This is a genomic window from Haematobacter sp. (assembly GCF_032102465.1).
GTDB lineage: Bacteria > Pseudomonadota > Alphaproteobacteria > Rhodobacterales > Rhodobacteraceae > Haematobacter.
The window spans coordinates 32,524-54,878 of sequence record NZ_DAMDHB010000002.1; the positions used below are offsets into that span (position 1 = coordinate 32,524).

At 64.3% G+C, this 22,355-nt stretch carries 20 protein-coding genes and 1 pseudogene; 3 read left to right on the forward strand and 18 right to left on the reverse strand.

Going from position 1 to position 22,355, the window contains the following annotated elements; translation table 11 throughout:
* Positions 1-159: 159 nt before the first annotated feature.
* The 6 genes and pseudogenes from RT513_RS02385 to RT513_RS02410 all read right to left on the reverse strand — a co-directional run bounded on the left by RT513_RS02385 (position 160) and on the right by RT513_RS02410 (position 6,681).
* A complete protein-coding gene (locus tag RT513_RS02385; RefSeq protein ID WP_290689285.1) occupies positions 160-837 on the reverse strand; it encodes an aspartate/glutamate racemase family protein in 678 nt (225 codons plus the stop codon).
* Positions 813-1,760, reverse strand: coding sequence for a hypothetical protein (locus RT513_RS02390; RefSeq protein ID WP_290689283.1), 948 nt, complete (start codon positions 1,758-1,760; stop codon positions 813-815). The genes RT513_RS02385 and RT513_RS02390 overlap by 25 nt, the downstream gene beginning before the upstream one ends.
* Positions 1,757-3,085: a TRAP transporter large permease gene (locus RT513_RS02395; protein WP_290689339.1), complete on the reverse strand. Its 1,329-nt coding sequence runs from the start codon at positions 3,083-3,085 to the stop codon at positions 1,757-1,759. The genes RT513_RS02390 and RT513_RS02395 overlap by 4 nt, the downstream gene beginning before the upstream one ends.
* A gap of 138 nt (positions 3,086-3,223) precedes the next feature.
* Positions 3,224-3,733, reverse strand: a pseudogene (locus tag RT513_RS02400) (TRAP transporter small permease); the annotation flags it as partial.
* A gap of 35 nt (positions 3,734-3,768) precedes the next feature.
* Positions 3,769-4,746 carry a TRAP transporter substrate-binding protein gene (locus RT513_RS02405; RefSeq protein WP_290689281.1) on the reverse strand — a complete coding sequence of 326 codons (978 nt, stop codon included), beginning with the start codon at positions 4,744-4,746 and terminating at the stop codon, positions 3,769-3,771.
* A 666-nt stretch (positions 4,747-5,412) separates the two neighbouring features.
* Positions 5,413-6,681, reverse strand: coding sequence for an FAD-binding oxidoreductase (locus RT513_RS02410; protein WP_290689279.1), 1,269 nt, complete (start codon positions 6,679-6,681; stop codon positions 5,413-5,415).
* Between the two features lie 214 nt (positions 6,682-6,895).
* On the opposite strand from RT513_RS02410, the gene RT513_RS02415 reads away from it, so the two are divergent.
* The gene (locus RT513_RS02415) at positions 6,896-7,789 is read left to right on the forward strand and encodes a LysR substrate-binding domain-containing protein (protein ID WP_290689277.1); all 894 of its coding nucleotides are present in this window, start codon (positions 6,896-6,898) and stop codon (positions 7,787-7,789) included.
* Between the two features lie 167 nt (positions 7,790-7,956).
* Here the strand turns inward: RT513_RS02415 and RT513_RS02420 are convergent, their stop codons facing one another.
* Entirely contained in the window at positions 7,957-8,283 is a 327-nt protein-coding gene (locus RT513_RS02420; protein ID WP_290689275.1) for a DUF1330 domain-containing protein, read from the reverse strand.
* Positions 8,284-8,363: 80 nt separating this feature from the next.
* On the reverse strand, positions 8,364-8,495 hold the full coding sequence (locus RT513_RS02425; RefSeq protein ID WP_313533478.1) for a hypothetical protein: 132 nt from the start codon (positions 8,493-8,495) through the stop codon (positions 8,364-8,366).
* Between the two features lie 419 nt (positions 8,496-8,914).
* Here RT513_RS02425 and RT513_RS02430 point away from each other — a divergent pair, with 419 nt between their 5' ends.
* Positions 8,915-9,901: a TerC family protein gene (locus RT513_RS02430; RefSeq protein WP_290689273.1), complete on the forward strand. Its 987-nt coding sequence runs from the start codon at positions 8,915-8,917 to the stop codon at positions 9,899-9,901.
* Positions 9,902-10,064: 163 nt separating this feature from the next.
* Here the strand turns inward: RT513_RS02430 and RT513_RS02435 are convergent, their stop codons facing one another.
* The 5 genes from RT513_RS02435 to RT513_RS02455 are packed head-to-tail and all read right to left on the reverse strand — an operon-like array spanning position 10,065 to position 16,233.
* Entirely contained in the window at positions 10,065-11,837 is a 1,773-nt protein-coding gene (locus RT513_RS02435) for an acetyl/propionyl/methylcrotonyl-CoA carboxylase subunit alpha (RefSeq protein WP_290689270.1), read from the reverse strand.
* Positions 11,834-13,402 (reverse strand): urea amidolyase family protein, encoded by a 1,569-nt coding sequence (locus RT513_RS02440; protein WP_290689267.1) that lies wholly within the window; start codon positions 13,400-13,402, stop codon positions 11,834-11,836. Before RT513_RS02440 ends, RT513_RS02435 begins: the two co-directional genes overlap by 4 nt.
* A 1-nt stretch (position 13,403) precedes the next feature.
* The gene (locus tag RT513_RS02445; RefSeq protein ID WP_290689265.1) at positions 13,404-14,189 is read right to left on the reverse strand and encodes a putative hydro-lyase; all 786 of its coding nucleotides are present in this window, start codon (positions 14,187-14,189) and stop codon (positions 13,404-13,406) included.
* A complete protein-coding gene (locus tag RT513_RS02450) occupies positions 14,186-14,953 on the reverse strand; it encodes a LamB/YcsF family protein (protein WP_290689263.1) in 768 nt (255 codons plus the stop codon). Before RT513_RS02450 ends, RT513_RS02445 begins: the two co-directional genes overlap by 4 nt.
* Positions 14,954-15,003: 50 nt before the next feature.
* Complete coding sequence (locus RT513_RS02455) at positions 15,004-16,233, reverse strand: NRAMP family divalent metal transporter (protein WP_088214437.1); 1,230 nt, start codon at positions 16,231-16,233, stop codon at positions 15,004-15,006.
* Between the two features lie 267 nt (positions 16,234-16,500).
* Between RT513_RS02455 and RT513_RS02460 the strand changes: the two genes are divergently transcribed.
* Positions 16,501-17,175: a GntR family transcriptional regulator gene (locus RT513_RS02460; RefSeq protein ID WP_290689259.1), complete on the forward strand. Its 675-nt coding sequence runs from the start codon at positions 16,501-16,503 to the stop codon at positions 17,173-17,175.
* A gap of 155 nt (positions 17,176-17,330) precedes the next feature.
* Here RT513_RS02460 and RT513_RS02465 read toward each other — a convergent pair whose 3' ends face one another.
* The 5 genes from RT513_RS02465 to RT513_RS02485 form a co-directional block, all read right to left on the reverse strand.
* Positions 17,331-17,789, reverse strand: a complete 459-nt coding sequence (locus tag RT513_RS02465) for a MaoC family dehydratase (protein WP_088214435.1) — start codon at positions 17,787-17,789, stop codon at positions 17,331-17,333.
* Positions 17,786-19,108: an MFS transporter gene (locus tag RT513_RS02470; protein ID WP_290689257.1), complete on the reverse strand. Its 1,323-nt coding sequence runs from the start codon at positions 19,106-19,108 to the stop codon at positions 17,786-17,788. The genes RT513_RS02465 and RT513_RS02470 overlap by 4 nt, the downstream gene beginning before the upstream one ends.
* A 312-nt stretch (positions 19,109-19,420) precedes the next feature.
* The gene (gene dctP / locus RT513_RS02475; RefSeq protein ID WP_088214433.1) at positions 19,421-20,461 is read right to left on the reverse strand and encodes a TRAP transporter substrate-binding protein DctP; all 1,041 of its coding nucleotides are present in this window, start codon (positions 20,459-20,461) and stop codon (positions 19,421-19,423) included.
* Positions 20,462-20,498: 37 nt separating this feature from the next.
* Complete coding sequence (locus RT513_RS02480; RefSeq protein WP_088214432.1) at positions 20,499-21,782, reverse strand: TRAP transporter large permease; 1,284 nt, start codon at positions 21,780-21,782, stop codon at positions 20,499-20,501.
* Positions 21,779-22,354: a TRAP transporter small permease gene (locus tag RT513_RS02485; RefSeq protein ID WP_088214431.1), complete on the reverse strand. Its 576-nt coding sequence runs from the start codon at positions 22,352-22,354 to the stop codon at positions 21,779-21,781. The genes RT513_RS02480 and RT513_RS02485 overlap by 4 nt, the downstream gene beginning before the upstream one ends.
* Position 22,355: the final 1 nt, after the last annotated feature.

The window sequence follows — 22,355 nt, forward strand, 5'->3', positions numbered from 1 at the left end:
GTCGCACCGGATGGAGATCGGAGCGCTCACTCGGAGACAGGTTTGCAATGGGGAGCGGGACGCGGGGGGATATGCAGGATCGCTCCGGCGCCCCTCGAAGCTTGCCCAGGCCCCTTGATGTGACCGAGAACCCCGGAGGGTTCACTTTCTGATCGGCGGTCAGGCGATAAGACGTGCTCCATCGAGAATCGAGTACACAGGCCGTCCGACTGCTGCCCGCAGTTGCGCCGCATAGGGGGGCAGGTTTCCGCATTCGAGAATCAGCCCCGCGATATCCGGATGGGCAGCTATCATCGTCCGCGCGACGTCCGTGACGGCAGCGCTCATGGCCGCGCGATCCAGCGCCGCAGGCTGTGCGGATTTGGGTGTGAGGAAGGTTTCGGCGAAAATCCGGTGCTGCTCCATACCGGCGACATGTATCTGCAAGCCGGAGCATCCGGCTTTCGCAAGGGTTTCCGTCCCGAGACTGCGCGCGGAGGCCGTCAGAATCCCCAAGGGCCGATCCCCCGTCAGCCGGCGTATGACGGGGATCAGCGTGAGGCCGGAAAGCAGCACCGGCACCCGAACGGCCCGGGCAATGTCGTCCTGCAGGAGGATGAGAAATCCGCAGGTCGAGGTGATAAGTACCGCGCCTTCAGCCTCCAGTTCGCGCGCGGCAGCGATGAAGCGTGCCACCACCTCTGCCGACGGGCGTTCATCACGGACGATGTCGGGACTGCTGACGCCGCTGACCACCCGCACGCGCGCGGGCATGTGGTAACTCGCGGGATTTCCCGCGTCGCCCATGATCCGCGGGAAGCGCGTGTCGAGGCTCAGGATTCCGATGAAAGGCCACATCTGGTCACAAACCGGTCGTAAAAGCCAAGCAGGACAGGCGTCAGGTAAATCGGCAACTGGGCCAGGCCGACGAAAAAAGCGACTGTCGGATCCGGCAGCGCCGCAAGAACGACCGAGACATTACGGTTGCCGAACACCAGCCCGGCACTTGCCGCGGAGGGGGCGGAGACGCGGCCCCTTGCAAGCGTTCGAAGCAGCAGGTTACCGCCGAAATTCAGAGCGCAGGCCAGCGCGGCAAGCTCCAGCGCCAGTCCCGGTATGGAGAGGATGCGCGCGCCAAGCCCGTCGATCACCGGCAGCAGGAACACCAGCATCAGCGCGGTCGCCACGCCGTCAAGCGCGCGGGCATTGGCCACCAGACGCTCGGGCCCGAGCAATCGGCGCATTCCCAGGCCAAGAAGAACGCCGCCCGCCAGCATGGCGCCGGTCCTCAGAGCGATCTCAAGGGGCAGCGTGCCGGACAGGTCTGCCATCCAGAAGCTCAGGGGAACCATTACCGGAGAGAGCAGCGTTCCCGTCAACATCACCCGCATCGCGAGCCGCGCGTCATAACCCAGCATCAGCGCGATCGCGGGGGCGGAGCTCAGCGGGGGAGCCGCGGCGAAGACGACGGTCGCCAGCAGGGCCTCCTGCGACAGACCGATGGCGCGGCCCGTCTGCGAGAGCAGCAGGGCGAGCGCCGGTTGGGAAAGCATCAGCAGGATCAGCAGCCCCGCCGCCCGCCGGGGGTTGAGGGCGTCGGCCAGCAGGGGCCGCAGGTCGATCCGGGCAAAGGACATGGCGATCAGCGCCGCAACCAGCCAGGGCAGCAGGGGAGTGAGCCTGCCGCCGCTGGAGGGAAGCAGTGCGACGAGCAGCAGGCCCGCGGGGAGGATCGGCCGGGCATGCCGGCCGAGCCAGTCGAACGGAGAGCTGACGTTCAATTCCCGCTCTTCATCATGACGGCCGGCAGCCAGGTCGCCAGACCGGGGAACACCACCAGCACGCCCACCATCAGGATCATGATGAGGAACATCGGGAAGGCGGTGCGGGCGATGTAGCCCATGTCATGGCGGGTCATGGCCTGCAACACGAAGAGATTGAACCCGACGGGCGGTGTGATCTGCGCCATCTCCACCACCACGACGATGAAGATGCCGAACCAGATCAGGTCTATCCCGGCTGCGCGGATCATGGGTTCTATGATCGCCATGGTCAGCACGACCGCCGAAATGCCGTCAAGGAACATGCCGATAATGATATAGAAGACGGTCAGCGCCGCGATCAGCGCGACCGGCGACAGGTTCATCCCGGCAATCCAGCCGGCAAGCGCGCGCGGCACCCCCGTAAAGCCCATCGACAGCGTCAGGAATGCAGCCCCCATCAGGATGAGCGAGATCATGGCCGACGTCCTCACCGCCCCGAGAAGGCTGTCCCGAAAGGATGCCCAGGTGACCGAACCCTGCAACGCGGCCAGCGTCAGCGACCCGATCACCCCAAAGGCAGCAGCCTCCGTCGCCGTGGCCCAGCCCAGGTACATGGAGCCTATGACAAGCACGATCAGCGCGATGACGGGCAGCAACAGCAGAGAATTCCGCAGCTTTTCGACAAAGCTCATCCCTGGTTCTGCGGGGGGTGTCTGGTCCCGCCGGACCACCGACCAGACGGCGATATAGGCCATGAACATGGCCGCCAGCACCAGCCCCGGGAAAACACCTGCCATGAACAGGCTGGTGACGCTTTCACGCACCGTCACCCCATACACGATCAAGGTCATCGAAGGCGGGATCATCAGGCCCAGCGTTGCAGCCCCGGCGAGTGTGCCGACGATCATGAACTCGGGATAGCCGCGCCGGCGCAGTTCCGGGATGGACATCTTGCCCACCGTGGTGAGGGTCGCCGCCGAGGAGCCGGAGACCGCCGCAAAGATCGTGCATCCCACGACGTTGGTGTGCAGAAGCCCGCCGGGAAAGCGCGCAAGCCAAGGCGCGAGCCCCTTGAACATATCCTCGCTCAGCCGGGTGCGATACAGGATCTCGCCCATCCAGATGAACAGGGGCAGCGATGTCAGTGTCCAGCCCGATGCGCTTGTCCAGGTGGTGATGGACATCGATGAGCCGGGATTGCGCGAGGTAAAGCCGATCATGCCGACATAGGCCACGCCCATCAACGCAAGGCCCACCCAGACACCCGAACCGAGCAGCAGGAACATCACGAACAGGAAGACGCCGATCTTCAGACCCGTCGCCTGCGGATCGAAGCCGGTCATCACCCGAAGCGCGCCCCAGGCCATCAGCAGGCTGAGCCCGAGAAGCAGGATGCGCAAGGGGCGGCCAGCGAGGCGATCCCGGAGCGATGTGTCACGCGGGACATCGACGCCGTAGCCGCGGGTGAACAAGACCTGGATCAGATTTTCGAGCAGCGCCACCGCCAGAATGACCGCACCGACCGCCATGGCGATCTGAGGTATCCAGAGCGGTGTTCCATCCTGCCCTTGCGAGACATCGTTGAACCGGTAGCTCAACATCGGCGTGCGCACGGCATACCACGCAAAGAAGACCGCGATCAGCGACCCGATGGAGTAGCTCCAGATCTCCACACCCCGCCGCCAGCTCCCGGACTTGTCCACGAAGAGGTTCACCCGGATGTGTTCGTTCCGCGAGAAGGTATAGCCGAGACCCAGAAAGGAGGCGGCCGCCATGGCGTAGCCCGCATAGTTCGCCCCGCCGGGAAACATAATCCCCAACCAGCGGGCCACCATCTGCGCCACCAGGATGATGAGCAGCGCAAGCAGCGCGAACGCGGCCCCTGCGCCGCACAATGCATAGATGGCGTCAAGCCCCCGGCGGAGATTGCGGGCCCAGACGGGGGCCGCGGCGCCGGAAAGGGAAGAACGGGGGGAGGAAAGCTCTGCCATATGTGGTTGCCCCGGCCCGAAGGCCGGGTCCTTCCTCAGTTCGACTTGTAGGTGTCGATGATGGCGGCGCCGTCTGCACCGGTCATGGCGAGCCAGTCAGCAGTCATCTTGTTTCCGATCTCCGACATATCCGCCGACAACTGTTCGGATCCCGCACTGACGGTCATGCCGTTCTTGGCCAGCGTATCCACGAAGCCCTGCGCAAGATTTGCCGCCTCCGCGGTGCCACGGGTCTGCGCGGTGGCGGCGGAGGACTTGAGGCAGTCCTGAACTTCGGCGGGCAGAGCTGCGAATGCAGCCGCGTTCACGAAGACGGTATTGCGGGGGAGCCACGCCTTCACATCGTAAAAGTGCGATACGTCCTCCCACACCTTTTCATCCACGCCGGTCGCGCCCGACGAAATCATGGCGGCAACGACGCCGGTCGCAAGCGCCTGCTTCAGCTCCGCCGCCTCGATCTGCGTCGGGATCATGCCCGAGAGTTCAGCCACCTTGGCCGTTGTGGCGTTGTAAGCGCGAAACTTGACGCCGGTCATGTCGGCGACCGAATTGACCTCTTTGTTGAAATACATGCCCTGCGCAGGCCAAGGCACGGAGTAGAGGAGCATCATGCCCTGCGATTCCATCAACTTGCCGAGCACTGGCGCGGCGGCATCGCGCAACCGATCGGACGCCTCGAAGGAGGAGGCAAGGAAGGGGATGGAATCATAGGCGAATATCGGGTTCTCATTGGCGTGGGCAGACAGAAGACGCTCCCCGATCTGAGCGTCGCCCATCTGCACCGCGCGCTTGATCTCGTCACCCTTGAAAAGCGAGCCCGCCGGGTGGACGGTGATCTCCAACGCGCCGCCCGAGCAGGTTTTGACATCCTCTGCGAAAGCAATGTCATTCTTCGTCTGGTAGTTGTCCGCCGGATAGGCGACCGGCATGTCCCAGCTTTCCGCCTGCGCCGCGCCGGCGACGGCGGCAGCCAGAAGAGCGGAAGGGAGGATGGCGGCGAAAATGGTCTTCATGTCAGGTCTCACTGTTGGGTCGGATTTTTTGCGGGACTTTGCCAGCCCTTCTTGTTCATCTTGCCAGAAAGGGGCGCTTGCACCATTTCCGAATTCGCGCGCTTTCATGACAAAAAGTCATTCCTGTCGGAGAGGGCCGGGAGATGCAAGCGGCCCCTTGTAGTCCGACGCCGGGCGGAAAATCCCATGGTGGATTTCTCATCAGTTTGGGAGCATGGTGCCCAATCCGCTGGCCGTCCAGTTTGCGGGTGCGTCGTGGAAGAACATTTCTCCCCCCGTGTTTATTGCTGGCTTTTGACAATAAGCAAATCCTGACGTGCGCAGGTCAGCTTACTGGCTCTGGCGTTGAGAACACTACGGCAATATCCGGTCCCACGGCAATGTCTCAGACGGCAGGCCCCGCAGCGGTCTCGGTTTTCGGCGTGATGACCGGGGAACTGTCTCCAGTCCGGGTTTGACCTTGCCCTCTCCTTATCAGGCTGCTGAAAAAGCATTCCACGGTTACCCTGAGGCGGAGATCTGTCCCACACTGTTGAGATGTGCCCTGGAAACCGCAAGTTTTGGCGCGTGACCGGACAGATTTTCTGGCTTTCAACGCAAGTCCGGGTAAATGGCCGACCTTTTTAGCAGACTGTTAAGGGTGGTGCGCGGTCCTGCGGGGGCTCATTAGCCGAATCTTGCGGGCGAAAAAGGTGCAAGGGCCACCGGAGGCTCTCGTCCCGCGATCAGGGCGGCCACGATCTCCGCGGTCATAGGCGCAGAGGCCAGCCCTATGTGGCCATGCCCGAAGGCATGAAAGACCTGTGCACAACCGCGGGCTGCTCCGATGACGGGTCGTCCATCCGGTGTGGAGGGCCGGTTTCCCTGCCACCGGCGCGGCGTTTCCTGCGAGGCCAGTCCCGGCCAGGTCCGGCGCAGGTGCTCCAGCAGGATATCCGTGCGCCGCCAGTCGGGGGGGGCATCCTCGGACGCCAGTTCGACCTGACCCGCGGCACGCAGGCCATTCGCGGTCATGGTGTTCGCCATCTTGCCATCCTGGGGCATCACCGGCACCGACAAGGCGATCCCGGGATCGGCAATCTCGATGGAATATCCGCGCTCGCTCTCCATCGACACTCTGTCCCCCGCCGCGCGAGCAAGCCGTTTGGACCGCACACCGGCCGCTATGACCGCCGCGTCGCACAAGATATCGCCGGAGGATCCCCGGACCGCCCGGAGTTTCCCAGATGAGATGTCGAAACCGGTGGCATCGGCACGGACAAGCTCCGCTCCCTGTCGTGTGGCACCCGCCACAAGTGCTGCTGTATAATGGCCGGGGTCAAGGCAATGCCCGCCATCCTCGACAAGAATCCCGAAGCGGTATCCGGTCCAAAGATCCGGCAGGAAGGCGCGGAGTTCAGGTTCTTCCAGTTCGCGAGTTCTTACCCCGAATTTCGCCCGCAGCCGCCAACTGAAAGCGTCCTGGCGAAAGGCATCGCGGTCAGCGAACGCGTAGATCAGCCCGTCGCGTCGTATGAGGTCCGCTCTCCCGACGGCCTCCGCCTGCGCAGCGTGACGTTCGGGGGCATCTTGCAGCAATCCGGACAGAACTTCGGCGGTGCGTTCGACCCGGGCTTCTGTCCATCCCGATGCCAGGAAGCGGCAGAGCCACGGCATGAGCCGCGGCAGATACTGCCAACGGATTGTCAGCGCGCCGGTTGGGTCAAGAAGGTAACCGGGCACCTTGCGCCACAGGCCGGGCGCGGACATCGGGATGATGGATGCCGGGCTCAGAAACGCGCCGTTGCCATAGCTTGCAGCCTGCGTTCCCCCCGGCGCACCGGGTTCGAGTATCGTGACCCGGTGTCCCTCTTGCACGAGCCTCAGCGCAACCGATGCACCGATAATCCCGGCGCCGATCACCACCACATGTTTTCTCACTGCTGCCGCCTGCATGGCGTACGCGGTCTCCGTCTGGGTTGGGGGCTGGCGGCGGCGAACGCCTTCAGAGCTGTTGCACAAGGCGGTCGCGCGTAAACCGCATCGGTCGTTCTCCTGCTCAGCTAGGCCATTGCGCGTGAGCGTTCGGCGCCAATGTGACGTGAGACCGCAGCGTTGAAAACGCTTGAAAGGCGCACGTCGTCATGACTTCTAGTCATGAGAGGTACCCATGCGCAGATTTCTTCCCTCGCTCTCCGCGCTTCAGGCCTTCGAAGCTGCGGCACGCTACGGCAGTTTCACCAAGGCTGCCGAAGACATGTCCATCACCCAGAGCGGTGTGAGCCGGCGGATCACCAATCTGGAGAGCCTGCTTGGCGTACGGCTGTTCGAGAGGATCGGGTCGCGGATCGTTCTTACGCAGGCGGGCAGCAGCTATCTCGCGGATATCACAGTCCTGCTGGATCAGATCGAGCAGGCGTCGATCGACACAGTCCGGGGCCGCAAGCTCGACGACCGGTTGCTGGTGCGCACCTTGCCCGCCTTTGCCTCCCGCTGGCTGACGCCACGGCTCGCGGATTTCATCGACGCAAATCCTACCGTGATGGTTGAGCTTGGAAACACGGACGGTCACCTCAATTTCGAGGATACCGACGCCGATCTGGTCATCCTGCGCGGTCGCGGCTCGTGGCGCGGCGCCATCGCCCAGGAGCTTTTCGCGGAGCGGATCGTTGCGATCGCCTCTCCTTCCCTGATCCCGATTGGCAAGGCGCCGGAACATCTCGACTTCGGCGCGATGCGGACATTGCAGAACGCCAGCCGACCGAACCTGTGGCTGACGTGGCTCCGTCTCTCCGGCCAGAAACATGGCGGGGCCATCATCGGGCCGCGGTTCGATAACAGTGAGGCGCTTATATCGGCGGCGATCCATGGTCTGGGCATTGCCCTGGTTCCCGCGCTTTACGTGGAGCGGGAAATCGCGACGGGACAGCTCTGGTTTCCTTTCGGGCCGCCGGTGGCGACCGAGGAAAGCTTCTGGATTGTCCAGCCGGAGCGCAGAAATCAGAAACCCTCGGCCAGCCTGTTCAAGCTCTGGTTGAAGCGGAGCGTCAGGCGGGGCACGTAACCGGCCGCGTGCGCAAGCGTGCTGCTTCCTCGCCGCATGGTCTGCACACGGCTGAGTTAGACCCTCCTCGCTCAGCAACGCCCAGGCGGTGGCTCAGGCCGCGCTCTGAGCACGACCTGAGCCACCGCCTGGGCGGCCGAATGGCTGGCGGGACGGTGCGAATGTTTTCAGGGCTTGGGCAGATAGGGAATGGCACCCGCCAAATCCGTATCGTCGATTACCCGGAAATGGCTGACCGACCCCTTCTGCCGCGCCTTCCCGAAAGGGGCATACTCGGGGTCATTGGCAAATGCATGGGCGGAGGCACGATCGGGAAACTGGATCAGGGCGATCAGCGTCTCATCTGTCGCAGTGCCTTCGAGCGTTTCGATATTCCCACTGCGCGAAAGGTAGCGTCCGCCATGCCGGGCAGCGATGTCATGGACGTGAGCGGCATAGTCAGGAACCCACGAATCGTCGGTGACCTTCACCTCGGCGATCAGGAATGCGGTCATTCGATCTCTCTCCCTCGATGCCGCCGCGGTCGAAGGACGACGGTCGGCCAGAGGCAGAATGGCGAAGCTGCCTTCTCATGTCACGCGGCTTCGGCGAAAAGCTGAAGGTTCTCAGCGCCGTCGGTTTGCTGGAAGCTGCCCTCCCCTGATCGGAGAGTTGCGCGGACTGTCCTGCCGGAAAATCCACTGCCTAAGAGGATGGTATCGCTCACGGCACCACATGACCGCATGATCCATCGTTTTCCAGTCAGGCTCGGATATCCGGCTCGGAGCCGCGTTCGGCGTGGATCGGGCATCCTGTGCATGCGATCCTGTGCGTATCGTTTCCGTCCCGGAGCCTCCATGGCCGGTTCGGTCAGGTCTGACCGGGGCGGGTGGCGCACTCGTCTGCTGTTGGCGGACGAGCCGTTGCGCCGTGAGCGAGGCAGGTGATGAAGGGCATTTTGCCGCAGCCGCGCCTAAGCCGCCTCGGTTGAAAGCGGCACGGCCTTTGCTATCTTACCAGCGTGGACCGGGCCCCTCTGACGGCGTTGCGCCGTGATGTCGGACCACTTCGAGCTTGCTCGAGGTTGGCCCTGGCACGATCCGCCGATCTCGCGCGTTTTATGCGGAACAGAGGTCGGATTCGGATATGGATATACTCACTTCACTCTTCATGGGAACACCGGTCTGGATGTGGCTGGTGTTCATCGGCATCGTTCTGACCCTTCTTGCGCTGGATCTCGGCGTCTTCCACAAAGAAGACAAGGAGATCGAGATCGCGGCCAGCCTGAAGATGTCGCTCTTCTACATCACGCTCGGCCTCTCCTTCGCCGGCTTCGTCTGGTGGCAGATGACCCCCGAAGCGACAGCGCAATACCTCACTGCGTTCGTGGTGGAGAAGACACTCGCGCTCGACAACATCTTCGTCATCGCGCTGATCTTCAGCTTCTTCGCCATCCCGAGGAAATATCAGCACCGCGTGCTGTTCTGGGGCATTCTGGGTGTCATCGTGCTGCGCGGGATCATGATCGGGCTGGGTGCCACGATCGTATCAAACTATCATTGGGTGCTGTACGTATTCGCTGTGTTCCTGATCTTCACCGGCATCAAGATGCTTTTCGCCGGAGATGATGAAGAGCCTGACCTGAGCCGCAATCCCCTTCTGCGCTTCGCCCGCAAGCGCATGCGCGTCACGGATGAACTGCACGGCAACGCGTTCTTCGTCAAGCTGCCGGATGGTGCGGGGCGGATGGTGCGTTATGCCACTCCGTTGTTCCTCGCGCTGGTGATGATCGAATTCGCAGACCTGATCTTTGCGGTGGACTCTGTCCCCGCTGTCTTCACGATCACGACGGAGCCGTTCATCGTCTATACCTCGAACATCTTCGCCATCCTTGGCCTGCGCGCATTGTTCTTTGCACTAGCCGCGATCCTGCACCGTTTCGCCTATCTGAAATACGCGCTCTCGCTCCTGCTGGTGTTCATCGGGTCGAAGATCTTCATCGCGGATCTTATGGGGTGGGAGAAGTTCCCGCCAGTATGGTCGCTCGGCATTACCTTCGCCATTCTGGGCGCGGGGGTCATTGTCTCACTGCTGAAGACCAAGACCCGGAAGGAGGGGAGCGCCGCCCCATGAACGCGTCCTGTGGGTGCATTCGCGCCTGAGGATCGGATGCGCCGCGGGACTTCTTTTATGAGGCCACGACCTCTGGAGAGGTCGTGGAGGAACGATGTCGGGGCTCTCCTGCGACATGGCGGGTGTCCGCGCGCAGGGAAGCCCCGGAGGTTCCTATATGCGGCTATTCCACCCGGCCTATGGTTTCGTCATAAGTGACGGTCGTTCCTACATCCGTCACATGATGGAGCCTGCCCGCGCGCGGCGCCTCGACCCGAGTTTCCATCTTCATCGCCTCGATGACAGCCACGGCATCGCCAGCCGCCACTTCCTCGCCATCCCCAATCAGCCAGAGCGTCAGAGTTCCGGCCACCGGCGCGGACAGGGCGCTTTCGTCAACAGCGTTTTCGCCCGGTGAAAGGCCTTGCCCCCCGTTCGGCGGGAGGGTGGAGAGCAGGCCAGCGGGGAGGGCGATCTCGTGCCGCTTGCCATCTATCTCCACCGGGAACCGCAGCAGCGCGCCTGTTTCCTCAGCGGTAACGCGCTTGTGGGGTGTCAGGGTTTTCGCCAGAGTCTCGGCAAAGTCGGTTTCGATCCAGCGGGTATGGACGCGAAACTCCGCACCCTCACCACAGAAATCCTTGGCCTGCACCACGGCGTGATCGAAGGGCAGGACGCTCGCGACGCCTTCGATACGGAACTCGGCCAGAGCGCGGGAGGCGCGGGCCAGCGCCTCCTGCCGTGTCGCACCCGTGACGATGAGCTTGGCCATGAGGGAGTCGAAACTGCCGGGTACCACCGATCCCGCCGCAACGCCGCTGTCCAACCGCACACCAGGGCCGGAAGGGGCCTCCCAGACCTCCACGGGGCCGGGAGTGGGCAGGAAGCCGCGTCCCGGATCCTCCGCGTTGATGCGGAACTCGATGGCATGGCCCCGCGGTGCGGGCACCGTCTCATCTGCAAGGCGCGCGCCTTCTGCCACGCGGATCATCGCACGGACAAGGTCGATACCCGTCGTTTCCTCCGTCACGGGATGTTCGACCTGAAGCCGCGTATTGACCTCCAGAAAGGAGATCGTCCCATTGGCGGAAAGCAGATATTCCACGGTTCCCGCGCCGGAATAGCCGGCATGGGCACAAATGCGGCGGGCGGAGTCGTGGATACGGTCACGCTGTTCATCGGTCAGGAAGGGCGCGGGAGCCTCCTCCACAAGTTTCTGGTTCCGACGCTGCAACGAGCAGTCCCGTGTGCCCAGCACCTTCACCGTGCCGTGCCGGTCGGCGAGTACCTGTGCTTCCACGTGGCGGGGGCGGTCAAGGAACTGCTCTATGAAACACTCCCCGCGACCGAAGGCGGTCTCCGCCTCCCGCACGGCGCTGTCATAAAGCTCCTGCACCTCCTCCAGCCGCCACGCCACTTTCATGCCCCGGCCGCCGCCGCCGAAAGCTGCCTTGATGGCGATGGGGAGACCATTTTCACGGGCGAAGGCAAGGGCCTCTGACCCGCTGCCGACCGGCCCCGGCGTGCCGGCGACGAGCGGGGCGCCCGCGGCCTCCGCGATGCGACGGGCTTCAATCTTGTCGCCGAGCGCCTCGATCACCCGCGGCTCCGGCCCGATCCAGATGAGACCGGCCCGCTCCACCGCTTCGGCGAAATCCGCCCTCTCGGAAAGAAAGCCATAGCCGGGATGCACGGCATCCGCCCGCGCCCTGCCGGCGATCGCGATGATCTTCGGGATATCGAGGTAGGTCTCCCCCGGAGTTTCGCCCTCCAGCGGATAGGCCTCGTCTGCCATACGCACGAAGAGCGCATCGCGGTCGCTGTCGGCATAGATGGCGATGGCGGCGATACCCTCGTCCCGGCAGGCACGGATGATGCGCACGGCGATCTCGCCGCGATTGGCGATCAGCAGACGCCGGATCGAGCGCGGGGAAGGTGAATCGAGGAACAGGGTCATGCAAGGCTCCCGAGGGTGATGGGATCGAAAGGTGCCGCGGCGGTAAAGCGGATGCGCGCGCCGGGCGGGATCTGACCGGCGCGATCCAGCGCTTCCGGCAGCACGGTGGCGATCACGGGATAGCCGCCGGTCAGCGGATGGTCGGCCAGGAAAAGCACTGGCTGACCGGAATGGGGGATCTGTATGGCCCCGGTCTCCGTGCCCTCAGAGGGCAGCTCATCGGCATCCGCGCGTGTTACGGTCTCTCCCTCCAGCCGAATGCCGACGCGGGAACTTTGTGGGGTGACCAGCCATTCGGTTGCCAGAAACCGCTCCACCACCTCGGGCGTGAACCAGTCCGTCCGGGGGCCGAGGGTGACCGGCAGTTCGACGATATCCCCTGCCTTGGGGAGCGCGGGTTCCACTTCCGGCCCGGTGGCAGCGGTTGCGGGGCGACCGGCGGGGGCGACGACGCTGCCGGCAAGGAGCGCCTCCGGCCCCACATGCGCAAGGGTGTCGGTCGCGGCGGAGCCGAGAACCGGGGCGACGTCATAGCCGCCCCTCAGCGCGAGATAGCTGCGCATACCGGCCTTGGGGGGAGCGATCTCCACCTCATCTCCCGCATCGACGGCGAAGGCCGCCCCATGCGGGATGGCGCGACCGGCGAGGCGCGCCTCGCCGGCACCGGTCAGCGCCAGCACCATCGCCTTCTCAGCCCGAAGACGAACGGGGCCGAGCGTGATCTCCAGCGCAGCTGCGGTGGAGGGATTGCCCACCGCCCTATTCGCCCGCCGAAACGCAGCCCGATCCAGCGCACCGGAGGCTGACACCCCCTGACCGGCCTGCCCCGCGCGGCCCTCATCCTGAAACAGGATGGGAAAGGCGGTCGAAAGGATGCGCAGCCCCTCCGCCTCAGACGCCTTCGCCGACAGTGTTGCGGCGGGATAGACCTTGCCGCCTTGTGGGACGAAGCGGCAGCGCACTCCCGGTTGCAGCAGCGCAGGCGGCTCCCGCGTGAGATCCCACATCGGCACCTCGGTCCGCCCGATGAGCTGCCAGCCCCCCGGCGTTTCCTTGGGATAGATGCCGCAGAACCGGCCAGCGAGTGCCACGGAGCCGCCCGGAATGCGCGTCCGGGGCGATTTTCGCCGAGGCAGGTCGAAGCGCGGATCCTCGCAGGTCATATAGGCAAAGCCCGGCGCGAAACCGCAGAAGGCGACCTGCCAGAGGGTCTCCTGATGGGCGGCGATCACCTCGGAGGTGGACAGGCCCATGAACGTGGCGACATCGGCGAGATCCTCTCCGTCATAGATGACCGGAAGTTCCACCATGTCGGTGGTGCGAAGCGCGGGCGGCGTGCCGGGAGCGGGCCTGCGGGCGAGAATCTCTCGTGCAACGCTCTTGTCCGCCATCACGCCCGGCGCGGTGCGGACCATCAGTGTCCGCGCGGCCGGAATGATCTCGACCACGCCGGGAAGCGGCCCCTCCCTCAACGCGTCAAAGAGCGCCAGCGCCTCGCCCAGATCGGCGAGTTCCACCAGCAGGCTCTGCGGCCCTACGGGAAGGAAGCGGATGTCATCCTGCATCTCAGGCCTGCCAATGCGTGTCGGGAATGTCGGTGATGAACATGTGCCCCGGCGCGTGGGTGATGGCGAACGGCGGCCGAGAGGCCATGACCGCCGCCTGTGGCGTCACGCCGCAGGCCCAGAACACCGGGATCTCACCTTCGCGGATATCCACAGCATCGCCGAAATCGGGGCGGGAGAGATCCGGGATGCCGATGGCCTCCGGTGCTCCGATATGGACGGGTGCCCCGTGAACAGCGGGTGTCCGCCCGGAGATCATCGCCGCTTCCGCCACGCGGCCCGCGGGAATCGGACGCATGGAGACAACCATCTTTCCATGCAGCCTGCCCGCCGGGCGGCAGTCCCGGTCGGTCAGGAACATCGGCACGTTGCGCCCCTGCGCGATATGGCGAACCTCGATCCCGGCCTGCTGCAGGGGTGTTTCGAAGGTGAACGAACAGCCGATGAGGAAGGTGACCAGATCGGGGTGTTCCGCCCAGGCCTGCGTGGCATCGGCGACCTCCTCGACAAGCTCACCATCCCGCCAGATACGGTAGAGCGGAATATCTGTTCGCAGGTCGGCATCCGGCGCGAGCGCCGTCCGGTGGCTGCCCGGATCGGTCACGTCGAGCACGGGGCAGGGCTTCGGGTTCCGTTGCGCGTAAAGCAGGAAATCCCACGCCCAGTCCTTCGGCAGGGAGATCATGTTGCACTGGGTGAACCCCGGCGCCATCCCTGCGGTGGGGAGCGGCGCGTTGCTCCGGCAGGCAAGCCGCGCGGCGCGGGCGATGGTGATATCGGGGATCATGCTTCGCCTCCGAAGGCTGCCACCTTGACCCCGTGCGCGAGCAGAACCTCGCGGATGCGGGCGGCCATGGCGACGGCGCCGGGACTGTCGCCGTGGACACATATGCTCTCCGCCTGCAGGGTCAGGGGTGAGCCGTCCACCGCTTCGATCACCCCCTCCGTCGCCAGCCGCAGCATCCGCTGGGCGATGGCTTCCGCATCATGGAGCACTGCGCCTGACTGCCGCCGCGAGACCAGCGTCCCCTCCGGCGTATAGGCGCGGTCGGCAAAGGCCTCGGCGACGGTGGCCAGCCCCGCCTCTCCGGCTTGCGCGAGGATCGGCGCCCCGGCGAGGCCCATCAGCACGAGCGATGGGTCCACCGCCTGTATCCCGGCGATCACGGCTGCGGCCTGCCGGCTGTCAGACGCGATGGTGTTGTAGAGGGCGCCATGGGGTTTGACATAGCTGACCCGCGTGCCTGCCGCGGCGCATAGGCCCTGAAGCGCACCGATCTGATAGATTACATCGGCTGTCAGTTCCTCCGATGTCACGTCCATGTTGCGGCGGCCGAAGCCCACCCGGTCCGGGTAGGAGACATGCGCGCCCACCGCCACGCCCCGCTCCGCCGCGCGGCGCACGGTCGCAAGGATCGTCGCCGGATCGCCCGCGTGAAAGCCGCAGGCGACGTTGGCGGAACTGACGATGTCCAGCATCGCCGCGTCATCCCCCATGGTCCAGGCGCCATAGCCCTCGCCCAGATCGCTGTTCAGGTCGATGCTCCGCATCTCGGTCCTCCGTTCTCAGTCCTGGGGCGCCTTTAAGGCGCCCCCTATGGTTACATTCCCAGGAAGGAAAAGATGGTGCCGATGGACATGAAGCCCATGTACCAGGTCAGCGCACAGACCACCGCGCTCAGGGTCAGAAGCACGCGGTTATAGACATGCCCCCCCATCAGGTCGGCCCGCGCAAAGCCCACATAGGTGAAGATCGTCAGGCCGATCGGCAGGATCAGACCGTTGAAGCCGCCCACGAAGATCAGGATGGCCGCGGGTGCCGCGCCCAGCGAGAGATAGACCGCCAGCGAAACCGCGATGAAGATCACTGTGGCGATGTTGCGCGCACGTTCATCCATATGCCGGAAGACCACGAGAAAGCTGACCGAGGTATAGGCCGCCCCGATGATGGAGGTAATGGCCGCCGCCCAGAAGATCATGCCGAAAATGCGCATCCCCCAGTCTCCCAGCACGGCGGCGAATGCCTGTGCGGCAGGGTTCGCAGCCATGCTCGACAGGTCCAGCGTAACGCCGGAAGCGACGACACCCAGAATGGCCAGGAACAGCACGAAACGCATGACCCCCGTCACCGCAATGCCCGTAAGCGATGCGCGGGTCACTGCGGCAAGGTTTTCCTCTCCCACCAGGCCCTTGTCGAGCAGGCGGTGCGCGCCCGAATAGGTGATGTAGCCGCCGACTGTGCCGCCAACGATGGTGGTGATGGTCGGAAAGTCGATGACGCTCGGCAGGACCATCTGGCGCACTGCCTCACCTACCGGGGGGGAGGATGCGAAAGCCACGGCCAGCGTCATCGCGATCATCAGCAGACCAAGGCCGATCAGCGCCCTGTCCAGCAGCGATCCCGCGCGTCTCGACAGAAAGATGCCGATGGCCAGAGCCGCCGAGATCGCGCCACCGATCTTCGGGTCCAGCCCGAACATCGCGTTCATCCCCAGCCCGGCCCCGGCGATATTGCCGATGTTGAAGGCAAGACCGCCGATGATGACCAGAATGGCCAGCAGATAGCCCGCGCCCGGAATGGCCGCATTCGCTGTGTCGGAAGCGTTCTTGCGGGTGAGTGCGGTGATCCGCCAGATATTCAGCTGCACCACGAAGTCGATCACGATCGAGGCCAGGATGGCAAAGGCGAAGGCGGCCCCCAGCTTTGCCGTGAAGGTTGCCGTCTGCGTGATGAAGCCCGGCCCGATGGCAGAGGTGGCCATCAGGAAGATCGCGGCCATGAAACCGCCGCGAGCGGTCGCTTTGGCGGCGGAGGGGAGGGGGTCTGCCATCGGAAATGCTCCTGCTGCTGCGCGCATAGCGCCTTTGGCTGTTCCTGCTTTTGTCGGACTTGATGGTCAAGTTTGTATTATCATATTGAATGAATCGTTGAACGATATACCACAATTTTACCTACGTTAATGATCATAATTTATGCGGAATCCAAATTATTGCTGAATGAACAAGCAGGCTGGGATTGTGGCAGGAGTGTTGGGTGCGGTGCGGTGTTGCGCTGACGCGCCGCTTTCGACATGATCGCCGCACGAGGGGATACAATCATGCAATCGACCTACCCGGCCGCAGAGCGGCTGCCCTCCCCCTCGCAGAGCCTTGTCGAACAGACGGCGGGGCGTCTTCGTGCGATGATCACCAGCGGCGAGATCGGGCCCGGCAGCCGTCTGTCCGAGGCGCGGCTCACGGCGGAATTCGACGTCTCGCGCAACACGCTCCGCGAAGGGTTCCGGCTGCTCACACGGGAGGGGTTGCTCCGCCATGAGCCGAACCGGGGTGTCTTTGTGGAAACACCGACCATGGCGACGATCCTCGACATATACAGGGTACGGCGCGCAATCGAAGTTCCTGCCATAGCCCACAGCTGGCCCCGCCACCGGGCGGTGGAGCGGATGCGCCTTGCGGTGGAGACAGCGGAGGACATGGCGCTCCGCCCTGACTGGCGTGCCGTGGGCAGCGCCAATATGGAGTTTCACGCCGCCATCGTCGCGCTGACCGACAGTCCGAGGCTCATGGCCTTTTATGCGCAGGTAGCGACGGAACTACGGCTGGCATTCGGCGTTCTGGACAGCCCCGAAATGCTCCATGCGCCCTACATCACGATGAATCGGGAGATCGTGAGGCTAGTAGAGGCCGGGGAGGCCCAGCGTGCGGCGGAGGCTCTGGATGCCTATCTGCTGAAATCGGAGCGCACTCTGCTCGAAGCCTTTGCCCGGCTGTAACTGGGTGCTGAAAAGGCCTCTGGGTCTGCGCCCGCGTGGAAATCGTCCTAAATCTGGAAGTTCCAGCCCGAAATCCATGCATTACTGGTGATTTCTGGCTGATTTCCAGAGCATGGGCACGACACTTCAGAGCTTTTTCAACAGCCTGCTAATGGTCAGCCCGCGCTTCCCGCCATGAGGCGGAGCGGGGTGTAGGTGATGACCGTCTCTCCTCGTTGGTTCACGATACGGTTCCGCGTGCGGACGAGGCCGCGGCCCGCCTTGCGCGTGGGGCGCACCTCGGTCACCTCGATCTCCACATGGATCGTGTCGCCCTCCAGCACTGGCCCTTCGACGTTGAGCTCCATGTGGAGGAAGGCCAGTCCTGTGCCCTGACCCGTCGCATTCAGCGTCAGCCCCTCGGCGATGGAATAAACCAGCGCAGCCGGGGCAGGTCGCCCGTCTATGGCGGCGTGAGCAGCACGGTATTCTGCATCCAGAAACAGAGACTCCAGCATTCCAACGGCGGTCACGAAGGTCACGATGTCCGTCTCGGTGATCGTCCGACCGAAGGTGCGGAACTGATCGCCCACCTGAAGTTCGTCCCAGTGGAAACCTTGGCCCAGCAGCTTCATCCGATACTCCTTTGTGGGGGTGGCAGGGGTTTGGGATCGCGCAGCCGGCGCGAATACCAGAAGGGGGAAACAGCGCCTATCACGCTGACGACAGAGAAAAGGAACGCCGCCCGGTAGCTTCCGGTCAGGTCGTGCAGGAATCCCGTCATCCATGCGCCAAGCGCCGAGCCGAAGGACATGGTCATGAAGATCGCGCCGAAGATGGAGCCGACGCTGCCCCGGGCGAAGATCCGGGTGGCGAGAGTGGAGATGACCGGGCCCCGGGCCCCCTGACTCACGCCGAAGGCCAGCACATAAACCAGTACGAGCAGCGGGCTGTGAACATAGGAAAAGCCCAGCAGGCCCAGAATGCCGATGAGCGTCGCGGTGAAGGAGAGCGTCACCGTGAAGCGGTAGCCCTTCCGCGAGGACAGCCAGCCCGCCCCCAGCACCCCGATGATCGACAGCATCCCCGATGTGCCGAAAGCCAGGGCCGCGTCCAGGGGCGGGTAGCCCTCGTCCACCAAAAAGGCGACGGTCTGCACCACCACGCTATAGGTGGAGCAGGCGGTGAAGAAGAAGCACTGGACCAGCAGCCAGAACTCCGGTGTGCGGAGCGCCGTACGGATGGTCCAGCCGTGACGCGGCACGGTGTCTTGCGGGGCAGGCGCCACTGTGCCGACCGCGTCCGGCGGCGGATCGAGACGGCTTGCCATCAGATGCTGATCCCCGCGTGCGATCCGCGCCCAGGGCAGAGCGAGCAGCAGGGGCAGCAGGCAGGTCAACCCTATGGCAAGCGCCTGATAGGCGGCCCGCCAGCCCGCGGTGTCGATGATGCTCTGCACAAGCGGCACGATCACCAGAATGCCCGACCCGAAGCCGGCGTAGGCAAAGGCGATGGCGAGGCTCAATCTCCGGTCGAACCAGCGCCCGATCAGCGCGGAGGCGGGCACGATGCCGAGGCAGGAGGCCGCAATTCCGCCGCAGATCCCGTGGAAGAGGTAAATCTGCCAGAGCGACTGCGCCATGGACGCGCCGGCCATGCCAAGGATGAGTGCCACCAGCCCCATTCCGTAGGTCCAGCGCGGCCCCCACCGGTCCAGCAGCGATCCGGAAACGGGAGAGGCTACGCCGGCCGCCAGCAGGTAAACCGAATAGACCCCGGTGAGGGTGGACCGGTGCCAGCCGAATTCCGCCTCCAGTGGGAGGATGAACACCATGAATGTGTCCACGACCCCGCGCGCAACGAAGTTGAACAGAAAGCCGGTAGTGACGACGATCCCCGCCATAATCGCGGGAGAAAAGGCGGGAGCCTCGCTGCGGGGGGTGTTGAAGGACAAGGGTCATCTCATGGCTGGGCGGCGGCCCGAACGCGCCGGGCGGCCGCAGTTTCCTTATCGTGCCGCACGGGCAGGGCCTTCAGCCTTGCATGGGGCTCATCCCGCTTCGATCCGTCCCGGACGCGCCCTGCGGCCGCATTCGGAAATCAGGGCGGAAATCCGGCTCTGCAGAGCTGCGGTTCCGCGTCTCCTTTGCGCGGAAGGTCTCCAACCGGACGTCACCGAAAGCACCCCTGCGCCAGCGAGCCGACCCGGCTGCACGGTGCTGGGTGCGATCGGACGCGCGCCGGCAGGCATGCAGCCAGACACGGCTCAATTGCTGGCGGCTTTCTGTTTTGCCAAGGCGTCGCGGAAAGCTTCCAGAATCTCCGTGCCCGGCTTGCCGCGGGCATCGAGCGTCTTGGCCCATTGCTCGCCGATGGTCGCCAGCTTGCCCTCCACCTGTGTCTTGTCGGCATCGGGGAGCGAGACGAAGGTCACGCCTGCATCCTCCATCTTCTTCTTGTCCTTCATGTCGAACTCCTCACCCATGGCGCAGGCGGAGTGGTTCACCTCCTCGCCCGCCTGGATCATCGCCTGCTGCACCTCGGGCGAGAGCTGCCGCCAGCGGTCCTCGCTGATGACATAGCTTGCCACGAAGGAGCCGAAGTTGATCCCCTCGGTGCCGTATTTCAGCTGGCTCTCCAGCCCGTAGGGCAGGACGCTGGAATGCGGGAAGAGGACGCCATCGATCGTGCCGCGGGACAGCGCCTCGCGTGTTTCGGGGGCGGGTATGCTGATCGGGGTCGCGCCCAGAAGCTCGACAGCCATCTCCTTGGTGCCGCCCGTGGTGCGCAGTTTCAGACCCTTGAAGCTGTCGGCGCCGGTGATCTCCTTCCGCGCGGTCATCACGTGATAGGGCGAGAGCACCATGACGAACAGCATCCGAACCTTGAGCGGCGCAAGCTCCGCCTGATCGAGCACACCGCCCGGCTGGGCAAGCGTCCAGTAGGCATTTGTCCCCACGCAGGAAGTATCGAAAGCTTCCGGCAGTTCGCCGACCGCGGAGAGCGGCAGCTTGTCGGCGATGTAGGACACGCCGACATAGCCGACATCCACCACGCCCGTCTGGGTGAGGGAGAGCAGGTCCTTTGACTTGCCCATCTGCTCGGCGGGATAGTAGTCGAACTTCACCTCGCCGTTCGTGAGTTCGGTGACGCGGTCCATCCAGACTTTTGTCATGCCCTCGGCGATGTAGTGACCGACAGGAAAGCTGTCGGCGAGCCGCAGTGTCTCCGCCCGTGCCATCGGGGCGGCGGCGGTCGCTACGGCCAGCGTTGCGGCGATCAGAGGGCGTTTGAAACGTTGTGTCATGGTTCTCCTCCCCGGGAAAACAGTTGCAGGAGCCGCCTCACATCGTGGAGGGCAGCCAGGTGACTAGGGCCGGAAACAGGGTCAGCAGGGCGATGACGAGAAGATGGGCCCAGACATGCGGCATCACTCCGCGGAACAGCTCGCCCAGCGGGCGCCGGGTATAGCGGGCGACGACGAACACGTTCATGCCCATCGGCGGCGTAACCATTCCGACCTCTGCGGTGACGACGACAATGACGCCGAACCAGATCGGATCGAAGCCGAGCTGCGTCACGACCGGCAGGATCACAGGAACCGTCAGGATCAGGATCGCGATCTGGTCCATGAAGAAGCCGAGGATGATATAGCCGATCAGGATCACGCACATGATGGCGAGCGGTGCCATCGGAAGGCCACCCACCCAGGCGCTGATGTCGTTGGTGACCCGCGACAGGGTAAAGAAGTAGCCGAACACATGCGCGCCGAGGATGATGAGCAGGATCATGCAGCTCGTATGCGCGGTGGAACGCAGCGCGTGGCACAGCCGGGGGAAGGTAAGCTGCCGCTCCCATATGGCGAGCAGCATGGCGACGAAGGCGCCAAGCCCCGCGGCCTCCGTGGGCGTGGCAAGGCCGCTGTAGATGGAGCCGGTCACCGCGAGGAACAGCACCAGCATCGGGCCAACCCGCTTCAGGCTGCGGACCTTCTCCACCATCGTATGCGCGCGCCCCTGCGGCGCGGCGGCGGGATCGAGTCTGACCAGAAGCGCTACGGTAAGGATGATCGCCAGCGTGACTATGATCCCGGGAATGACGCCGGCGATCAGCAGGTCGCCGATCGGCACATCGGCAATGATCCCATAGAGCACGAGCGCGATGGACGGCGGGATCAGCATGGCCAGCGTCCCGGAAATGGCGACCACGCCGCCCGCCAGCTTCGGATCGTAGCCTTGCTCGAGCATCGCGGGGAGCGAGGTGGATGCCAATGTCGCGGCCGCCGCGGTGGAGGAGCCGGAGATCGCACCGAACCCCGCACCGGCCAGCGCCGTCGCCATCGCGACACCGCCCCGGAGCCGGCCGACCCAGATCGTCGCGGCACGAAACAGATCGTTGGCAATGCCGGAGATGATGACGAACTCCGCCATCAGGATGAACATCGGGATGGTGATGATCTCATAGCTGTTCGCGGTGGACAGCGGCGAGGTGCGCAGGATCCCGGTCAGAAACGGCAACCCGCCCAGCATGTAAAGACCCGCCGCGCCGGACAGCAGCATTGCCAGCGCAACCGGGAGCCCGACGACGAGGAATACCACGAGGATCAGGAGAACGATGGAAACGGTCATTCGGCATGTTCTCCGTCGATTGCGGCGGTTTCGGGCGGAGGCGGCATGTCTGCGAGTTCGCGCCCCGTCAGCATGGAGGCCATGTGCATTACCGTCCGATGCAGACAGCGGAGGGTGAAAAATGCGGAACCGATGGCCACCATCAGATAAGCCGGCCAGGTGGGCCAGGGGACGGTGGCGCTGATCTGATCTCCCGCGGCGTAGCTTCCCTCGAACCGCAGCCAACCCTGCCAGGCGATCAGCGCCACCAGCAGTGCCGAAAATGCGTAGCCAACCGCCAATCCGAGATGCATGAACCAGCGCGGCAGCCGCGGGTTGAAGATGTCGATGGCGATATGGCTGTGGTGGGTCAGCGTATCGGGCAGTGCAAAGAAGAAAACACAGACCATCAGGTAGCTACCGATCAGGTCATAGGACCAGCCAAGCGGCTGAGACACGACGTATCGCATGGTCACGTCCGCAACCACGACGAGCATGATCGCGGCGATGGACAGCCCCGATAGGGCGACCAGCACCCGCTCCGCCCCTTTCAGGATGGCGTCCGGCCAGTCCGGTTTTGCCGTGCGTTCCATT